General features: G+C 69.9%; 7 protein-coding genes. 4 read left to right on the plus strand and 3 right to left on the minus strand.

Features of this window, described 5'->3' with window-relative positions; all coding sequences use genetic code 11:
* The first annotated feature begins 542 nt into the window (after positions 1 to 542).
* Positions 543 to 920 carry a hypothetical protein gene (locus ABD817_RS09170; protein ID WP_344917020.1) on the plus strand — a complete coding sequence of 126 codons (378 nt, stop codon included), beginning with the start codon at positions 543 to 545 and terminating at the stop codon, positions 918 to 920.
* Positions 921 to 993: 73 nt separating this feature from the next.
* A complete protein-coding gene (locus ABD817_RS09175; RefSeq protein ID WP_344917023.1) occupies positions 994 to 2,190 on the plus strand; it encodes a serine hydrolase domain-containing protein in 1,197 nt (398 codons plus the stop codon).
* On the opposite strand, the gene ABD817_RS09180 is transcribed toward ABD817_RS09175, so the two are convergent.
* Both ABD817_RS09180 and ABD817_RS09185 read right to left on the minus strand, forming a co-directional pair.
* Entirely contained in the window at positions 2,191 to 2,601 is a 411-nt protein-coding gene (locus tag ABD817_RS09180) for a DUF6069 family protein (protein ID WP_344917026.1), read from the minus strand. It abuts the gene before it with no gap.
* A gap of 10 nt (positions 2,602 to 2,611) precedes the next feature.
* On the minus strand, positions 2,612 to 3,517 hold the full coding sequence (locus ABD817_RS09185) for an NADP-dependent oxidoreductase (RefSeq protein ID WP_344917267.1): 906 nt from the start codon (positions 3,515 to 3,517) through the stop codon (positions 2,612 to 2,614).
* A gap of 111 nt (positions 3,518 to 3,628) precedes the next feature.
* On the opposite strand from ABD817_RS09185, the gene ABD817_RS09190 reads away from it, so the two are divergent.
* Positions 3,629 to 4,564 carry an AraC family transcriptional regulator gene (locus ABD817_RS09190; RefSeq protein ID WP_344917028.1) on the plus strand — a complete coding sequence of 312 codons (936 nt, stop codon included), beginning with the start codon at positions 3,629 to 3,631 and terminating at the stop codon, positions 4,562 to 4,564.
* Positions 4,565 to 4,775: 211 nt separating this feature from the next.
* On the opposite strand, the gene ABD817_RS09195 is transcribed toward ABD817_RS09190, so the two are convergent.
* Positions 4,776 to 5,069, minus strand: a complete 294-nt coding sequence (locus ABD817_RS09195; RefSeq protein WP_344917030.1) for a hypothetical protein — start codon at positions 5,067 to 5,069, stop codon at positions 4,776 to 4,778.
* A 65-nt stretch (positions 5,070 to 5,134) separates the two neighbouring features.
* On the opposite strand from ABD817_RS09195, the gene ABD817_RS09200 reads away from it, so the two are divergent.
* On the plus strand, positions 5,135 to 7,309 hold the full coding sequence (locus ABD817_RS09200; RefSeq protein ID WP_344917032.1) for an NACHT domain-containing protein: 2,175 nt from the start codon (positions 5,135 to 5,137) through the stop codon (positions 7,307 to 7,309).
* Positions 7,310 to 7,595 lie beyond the last annotated feature (286 nt).

A 7,595-nucleotide genomic window follows, 5' to 3' on the forward strand; every position in this document is an offset into this window, starting at 1 on the left:
TTCATTGGCTCTTCCGCGAGGTGTCGGCGCGACCCGGCCCGCGACGACCGTCCCCCGGCTCGCATCCTCGACCGCTCCCCTTCCACGCCCCGGCCTCTTGGCCGACCGATGCCGACAACAGGACGACACCTTTTCGCGGTCGCTCACATCCCCTGCGTGATGCTGTTCAGCCTTTACCGGTGACGGTCGAGGCAAAGCGGCAAGAGGGCACGTGCCAGGCGTACGGGGCCGGCGCGCGTCTCCAGCAAGAACCAGGTGACCCCGCCGGCGGCGGTGCTGCGCGAGCTCGGTCTTCACCCGGGAGACCCGGTCGACATCGCCGAAGAAGGCGGCCCGCAAGGGCATCGCGGCCGAGAGGACGCTCGGGGCGTTCCGCGCGAGAAGGAAAACCTTGTCTTTGTTGTTGACGACGTTTCATCGTCTCCTCTAATGTCGTCTCTGCTGGAGACGATGTTCGACGTGTCCTGTGGACGCGGGGCTCCGACCCGGGCGTGGTAGTAATGGGACCCACGGAGGAGGCCGGACAGACAAGTTGGTGCGCCATGACCGATCACTTCCTCGGCGTTCTCGGCATCGGCGAGGCGCTGGGGGTGAGCCGGCACGCGGTGCACAAGTGGCGCTCCCGCTATCCGAGCGACTCGAACCACCCCTTTCCCGAGCCCGACGTCGAGGTCGACGGAGCCCCCGGCTGGCGGGCTGATCGGCTGGAGGAGATCGCGCGGTGGCGCGACGGCCTGCCGGGTCGCGGCGCGGGCGGAGGCCGTCCTTCCGCCGCACGCCAGGAGTACCTGAAGGTGGCGGCGGTGCGCGGCCTGGACCGGGACGAGGCGGTGCGCGCACTCGTCACGTTCACCGAGGAGTTCCCCGAGATGACCGAGCCGGAGATCTGCGCCTGGCTCATCGAGAAGTGGCGCGGGTAGCACTTCACGACGCCCTCGAACGAGACAACACACCCCGAACAAGACGACACACCCAGACGAAAGGCGATGACGCGTGCCCGAAATCGGTGGAAGCACCGCGCCAGGATTCGAAGGAGTACGTGAGGCGTTCGCGGCCAATCTGGCCGGCGGACAGGAGGTGGGCGCCGCGGTCGGCGTCTACCTGCACGGCCGGAAGGTCGTCGACCTGTGGGGCGGGATCGCCGATCCCGGGACCGGCCGCCGCTGGGAGCGCGACACCGCGCAGGTCGTGTTCTCCACCACCAAGGGTGTCACCGCCGCCTGCGCGCACCTGCTGGCCCAGCGGGGCGAGCTGGACCTCGACGCGCCCGTCGCCGCGTACTGGCCGGAGTTCGCGGCGAACGGGAAGGAGCACATCCCGGTCCGCTGGCTGCTCACCCACCAGGCCGGACTGCCCGTGATCGACCATCCGATCACCCCGGCGGAGGCGATCGCCTGGGAGCCGATGGTGACCGCGCTGGCCGCGCAGCGCCCCTCCTGGGAGCCGGGCACCGACCACGGCTACCACGCGCACACCTACGGCTGGCTGGTCGGAGAGGTCGTCCGCCGGGTGACCGGCCGCAGCCTCGGTACGTTCCTCGCCGAGGAGATCGCCGCACCGCTCGGCCTGGAGCTGTGGATCGGGCTGCCGGAGACCGAGCGGCACCGGGTCAGCCGGATCGTCGCCGCCCCGATCGACCTGGACGCGTTCGCCCGGATCGACCTGGACGCCCTTCCCGGGCCCGCGCGCGAGGTGATGGAGGCGTACGCCGATCCCACCTCGCTGACCAGGCGTTCGATGTCCGTCATCACGCCTATGCCGAACCACGACGATCCCGCCGAGCAGGCCGCCGAGATGCCCTCGACCAACGGCGTCTGCACGGCCCGCGCGCTGGCCCGTTTCTACGCCGCGCTCATCGGCGAGGTCGACGGGCATCGCGTTCTCTCCCCCGCCACCCTGGCCGCGGCGACCGCGGAACAGGTCAGTGGCATCGACCGCGTCCTGCGGGTGCCCGTCCGGATCGGCACCGGTTTCGGCCTGCCGACACCCGACGCCTTCTGGTACAGCCCGACCGCCTTCGGGTTCCCCGGCTACGGCGGATCGCTCGGCTTCGCCGACCCGGCGAACGGCCTCGCCTTCGGCTACGTCATGAACCACATCCAGGAGGGCGTACCGGACCGGAGGGCCGCCACGCTCCTCGACGCGGTCCACGACGCGATCACCGGAACCGGCACCGCGAACAGCGGGTGATCACGCTGTCCGGCGGCCGAAGACCGGGATCAGTACCGCGCCGACGGCGAGATGCATCAGCGCCAGGATGGCCTTGGTCCCGCCGGTCGCCTCGACCGCGAACAGCGGCAGGAACGACACCAGCAACACCAGAACGGCGATCACGGTCCAGATGACCGGTGCCCGGCGGGTCAGCCGGTCCAGCAGCGCACGCGTACCCCAGCCGAGCAGGGAGAGGGCGAGGGTGAGGACGGCGGCGAACGGCAGGCTGATGACCCCGGGGGGCTGGCCGTTGCGGGGATCGACCCGCAAATCGACACCCAGGAGCTGTGCGACGGCCCACAGCAGCGCCGTGGCGAGGACGGCGCCTCCGACCGCGAGGGCACCGGTGCGCGGCCGTGTGGTCGCCGGGGAGGCGGGCGTGGTGGTCATGGGGACTCCTTCAGGGGACGAGGATGATCTTGCCGCGGGTACGGGCGGACTCGGCGTCGCGGTGTACCGAGGCCAGGTCGGCGAGCGGGCGGAACGCGGAGACGTCGAGGTGGACGGCACCGGCGTCGACGAGCTCGACCAGTGCGGCGAGGTGGCTCGTGTCGTTGCGGGCCACGAAGTGCGTCGCGGTCACCGGGGAGCCGTCGGGGGTCGTGACCGGGAGGGTTGCGGACACGACGACACCACCCGGCCGGACCAGCGGTATCAGGGGCTCGGCGTCGATCGGGACAAGGTGGAGGACCACGTCCACCGGTTCGTCCAGCGCGTCGGCGAGGGGGGTGGCCGTGTAGTCGACGATCCGGTCCGCGCCGAGCCGGCGGACCGCCTCGGTGCTGCGCGGGCCGGCCGTGGCGATGACGTGCGCCCCGGCGTACTTGGCGAGCTGCACGGCGAACCCCCCGACGCCGCCGCCCGCGCCGTTGACGAGCACCCGCTGCCCGGACGTGACGCCCGCGTGCTCGAACACCGCCTGCCACGCGGTGAGACCGGCGATGGGGAGGGCGGCGGCGTGGGTGAGCGGAACGGTGGCCGGTGCCGCGACCAGGGTGTCCGCGGCGGCGGTGACGTACTCGGCCGCGGCACCGCCGCCGTCGAGCCGGCCGACGACCCGGTCTCCGACGGCGAGGGAGTGCGCGCCGTCGCCGACCTCGACGACCGTACCGGCGACCTCCCCGCCGAGCGTGTACGGCAGGTCGAGCTGGAAGACGGAGCGCAGGAGCCCGCGGCGCAGGCCGACGTCGGACGGGTTGAACGAGGTCGCGGCGACGTCGACCAGCACCTCCCCCGGGCCGGGCACCGGCCTGGGGATGTCGTCGTGGCGGATGACGGACGCGTCACCGTATCGGTGGATTCGCATGGCTTTCACGGATCGAACCTACGGGCGGGAAGGGAAGACGGACCATGCTCTGAGATCCCTCATTCATACTCGATCGTCTCCACGGGGATATCGCGAGGATATCCTCGCCGTATGGACGTGCTCAGCGACGTGATCGCGGTCATGCGTACCGGACGGCCACGCTCGGCGCGGGTGGCCTGGCACGCCCCGTGGGCGCAGCGGTTCGGCACGATACCCGGGGCCGCGGGCCTGCAGGTGATCCTCCAGGGGCCGTGCTGGCTCATCGGGCCGGACGGCGACCCGGTGCAACTGGTCGCCGGGGACGTGGTGTTCCGGCCCCACGGACGCGGGCACACGCTGGCCGACAGCCCCTCGACCCCACCGGCCGCGCTTGACTGTGACCCGGACGACCCCCGCTTCCTCCAGCCCTACGTCACCGACACCGTCGGCGTCCCCACCGGCACCGAGGCGCCGTCCGCCGTGACGCTCTGCGGCGGGTACCACCTCGATCCGGCCCGCGCCCATCCGCTGCTGAACGATCTGCCCGAGCTCATCCACCTTCCCGCGCACCTCGGCCGACACCCCGAGCTGCGTTCCACCGTGGACCTGCTCGCCGCCGAGGTGGAACACCCCCGCCTCGGTACGGACGCCATCGTTCCCGCGCTGCTCGACACGCTGCTGCTGCACATCCTGCGCGCCTGGCTCGACCGGCGGCCGGCCACCGAGACCACGGGCTGGGCGGCGGCGCTCAACGACCCGGCCACCACCGCCGCGTTGCAGGCCATGCACCGCGACCCGGCGTGGCCGTGGACCGTCGCGACGCTCGCCGCCGAGGCGGGGCTGTCGCGGGCTCCGTTCGCCCGCCGCTTCACCGCCCTGCTCGGCCAGCCGCCGCTGACCTACCTGACGTGGTGGCGGATGACCACCGCCGCCCGGCTCCTGCGGGAGTCCGACGCCCCGCTGCACGCCGTCGCGGCCAGGGTCGGCTACACGTCGGAGTTCGCCTTCGCCAGCGCGTTCAAACGCCGGTACGGCACCGCCCCCGGCAGATACCGCCGCACCGGGTGACGCCGGTACGCGGTGTCCGGTCCGGTGGTGAACCGGTGTCTCCGGCTCGCCACCGGGTCACGGACCTGCGCTTCGTCGCTTCGTCCTGTCCGCTCCGGACGCCCACACCATCTTCGAAAAGGCGCCCGTTTCCGTGAGACCTGAACGCCGAGCAGCCTTCCGAGCCACGGAAGAAACCGTTCGTTCTCCCGAAGGGCCTCGTCCGAGCGCGTCAGGATGGGTCCGGGCCTCCAAAGGTGATTCCGCCATGAATATCCCGGGCTTGGATGGAATCACCGTGAACCGTGCCGCTGATCTCATTGTGGACGCCGCCCACGGCCTGCGCGGGAGCGGACAGCATTCCGTGCAGAGCCAGTCCGAGTCCGGCCAGGCCGACGAAGGCACCGATCACACTCGCGACCTTGTCCGCCCTGTCCAGACCGACGGACAGGAAGTAAACGCCGAGTCCCACGAGAACGGCGAATGCCACGGCCGCGCCACACCAGACCTGCACCCTTTTTGACATACCGCTATCTTCATTCAGATCCGGAAATTCCGGAAGTCGGACTGCGCGGAGCGTACCCTCGATTCATGAGCGGCTCCATGCCAGAAGACGTGCGCAACGAGATCGACGGCACGGTGCACGGTAACGCCGTCCAGGCTCGCGATGTTTATGGAAACATCATTTTTTACGCCGGCGACGAGGCGCGGACAGCACGGGCCCGGGAGTTCGAAGATCAATTCCGGCGTGGACTCCTCCACTTCCTGGACCACATCGAACTCTGGGGTGTGGACGAACTGCCCTGGGAGCTGCGCAATTACCGGCTGAGCACCGCCTACATGAATCTTTCGCTCCAGGAGACGGGAGAGGGCACCGCCCTCAACGGAAGCGGCCTGCGCGTCGAGGACGCCGTCACCGGCAGACGCCGTCTGCTGCTGGAGGGTCACGCCGGCTCCGGGAAGACCACCGCTCTGCGGCATCTGGCCATTCGCGGACTCCGCGGAGAACTGCTCCGAGAAGGTGACGACTCCCCGGCGATGGTGCCATTCCTCATCAAAATGCGCCGCTGCCACGACGAGGAAAAACGCCTGCGCCTTCCCCAGGTGGAAGAGTTCGTCGCGGCCGTCGCCTATACGATCGCCGACGGCAAGCCTGAGCGCTGGGTGGCCGATCTCCTGAGGCACGGCCGGGGAATGATCTTTCTGGACGGTATCGACGAGATATCCGACAAGGACCGCCCGGCCGTCCTCAAATGGCTGGAGAAACTCCTCGCCTATTACCCGGACGCGTCCTATGTGCTGACATCGAGGCCCGCAGCCGTCAACGAAGCATGGCGCGAGCGATTACGAGCCCACGGTTTCGTGACCGCGAGACTGGAGCCGATGACACCTGCCCAGGTGGACGGCTTCATCGATCGCTGGCACCTCGCCGTGGCCGAAGGAGCTCACACCTACCACCCCGACCAGGTGCGGGAATCAGGACAGCTCCTGAAGGGCGAGCTGGCGGCGCGCCGTGATCTCGCGCGGCTGGCCAGGTCGCCGCTGATGTGCGCGATCCTCAGCGCGCAGCATCTCCGGGGAAACGAACTGGGCGGCTCACGTTCGAAGCTCTTCCGCAGGAGCACTCTCGTCGACTTCCTCATCGAGCGCCGGGACGTACAGCGGTCCATCCGCCAGAGGTCCGACTGGCACCGCCTTCTCGCTCCGCTCGCCCACTGGCTGGTCATGGAGGGCGAGGACACGCTCCCATGGAAGACAGCGGTCAAGCTGATCGACCGGGTGACACGCGGGGACCATCACCAGGCGGACTACCTGCTCCAGCTCATGATGGAGCAGACCGGCCTCCTGGAACTCGTCGACGGGGTACGGATCGGATTCCGGTTCCCCGGGTTCCAGGATCACCTGGCCGCCCAGGAGTTCCTGGACCAGATGCACCACCGGCACCTCGTCAGCCACGCTCATCTGCCCGCCTACCAGGAGGTGGTGATCATGGCGGTCGAGCAGGAGGCGGAGCGCGATTCCTGGCACGTGCTGTCGGGGCTGGTCAACCGGGCCGGGAGAAGCCGCGACAACCGTCGCCGGCTGTGGCTGCTGGCGGCCGCGTGCGTCGCGGACCTCGCCCCCGACAGGTGCCCGGAACTCACCGACCGGATCCGCCACACGGTCCAGGAGTTCCTGCCACCTCGCGACCTCGCCGAAGCCGACGAGATCGCCGAGGCCGGGGACTTCGTCCTCGACCTTCTCGCGGACGCGGCACGCTCGGGCTCCGTCACGAACGCCACGGCACCGGCCGTCATCCGCACCGCGACACTGATCGATGCCGACCAGGCGATCCCCCTCATCAGGCGGTTCCGTCACGCCGACGACCCCGGGATCCAGCGGGAACTGGCCGCGGGCTGGTGCCGGGGCCGCGAGTACGAGCGCTACGCCCGCGAGGTGCTCGGCGACGCGGCACTCGGCTCGACCTGGCTCGACCTTCCGCACGTCTCCGCGTTGCCCACGCTCCGCCTGATCACCGGCCTTCGCAACCTGCGGCTGCCCCGCGAAGCCGACTCCGACACGCTGAAGGCACTGGTGGAACTCGGCGGCCTCCCGGAGCGGCTCGAAGCGATCAGCCTCGCCGACACGGCCGTCACCGACCTGACCCCGTTGACCAGGCTGCCGCGCCTGCGCCGGCTCGACCTCTCCAACACTCCCATCACCGACCTGCGCCCGCTCGCGAAGCTTCCCGGCCTGGAAGTCCACCCGATTCAGATCACCCGGTGACAGGGACCGTTTTCCCGGCGGCGGCGATGTGCGCGGCCCCGTGAGGGCACCGACCGCTGGATCCCGAGGTGCGGTTGCCGGTGGCTCCATCGCCGGTGTCCGGAGGAGCGGCCCGCGAACCGACCTGATCGGAGCGAGCGACCAACCGAACGACTGAGCGACTGAGCGACTGAGCGACTGAGCGACTGAGCGACTGAGCGACTGAGCGACTGAGCGACTGAGCGACTGAGCGACTGAGCGACTGAGCGACTGAGCGACTGAGCGACTGAGCGACTGAGCGACTGAG

It is taken from the genome of Streptosporangium oxazolinicum, from assembly GCF_039537505.1.
Taxonomy (GTDB): Bacteria; Actinomycetota; Actinomycetes; order Streptosporangiales; family Streptosporangiaceae; genus Streptosporangium; species Streptosporangium oxazolinicum.

What these genes read in the sequence shown, in the direction of transcription:
- ABD817_RS09170 (WP_344917020.1), top strand. Translation starts at nt 543, where the DNA reads ATGACCGATCACTTCCTCGGCGTTCTCGGCATCGGCGAGGCGCTGGGG.
- ABD817_RS09180 (WP_344917026.1), bottom strand. Translation starts at nt 2,601, where the DNA reads ATGACCACCACGCCCGCCTCCCCGGCGACCACACGGCCGCGCACCGGT.
- ABD817_RS09185 (WP_344917267.1), bottom strand. Translation starts at nt 3,517, where the DNA reads ATGCGAATCCACCGATACGGTGACGCGTCCGTCATCCGCCACGACGAC.
- ABD817_RS09190 (WP_344917028.1), top strand. Translation starts at nt 3,629, where the DNA reads ATGGACGTGCTCAGCGACGTGATCGCGGTCATGCGTACCGGACGGCCA.
- ABD817_RS09195 (WP_344917030.1), bottom strand. Translation starts at nt 5,069, where the DNA reads ATGTCAAAAAGGGTGCAGGTCTGGTGTGGCGCGGCCGTGGCATTCGCC.
- ABD817_RS09200 (WP_344917032.1), top strand. Translation starts at nt 5,135, where the DNA reads ATGAGCGGCTCCATGCCAGAAGACGTGCGCAACGAGATCGACGGCACG.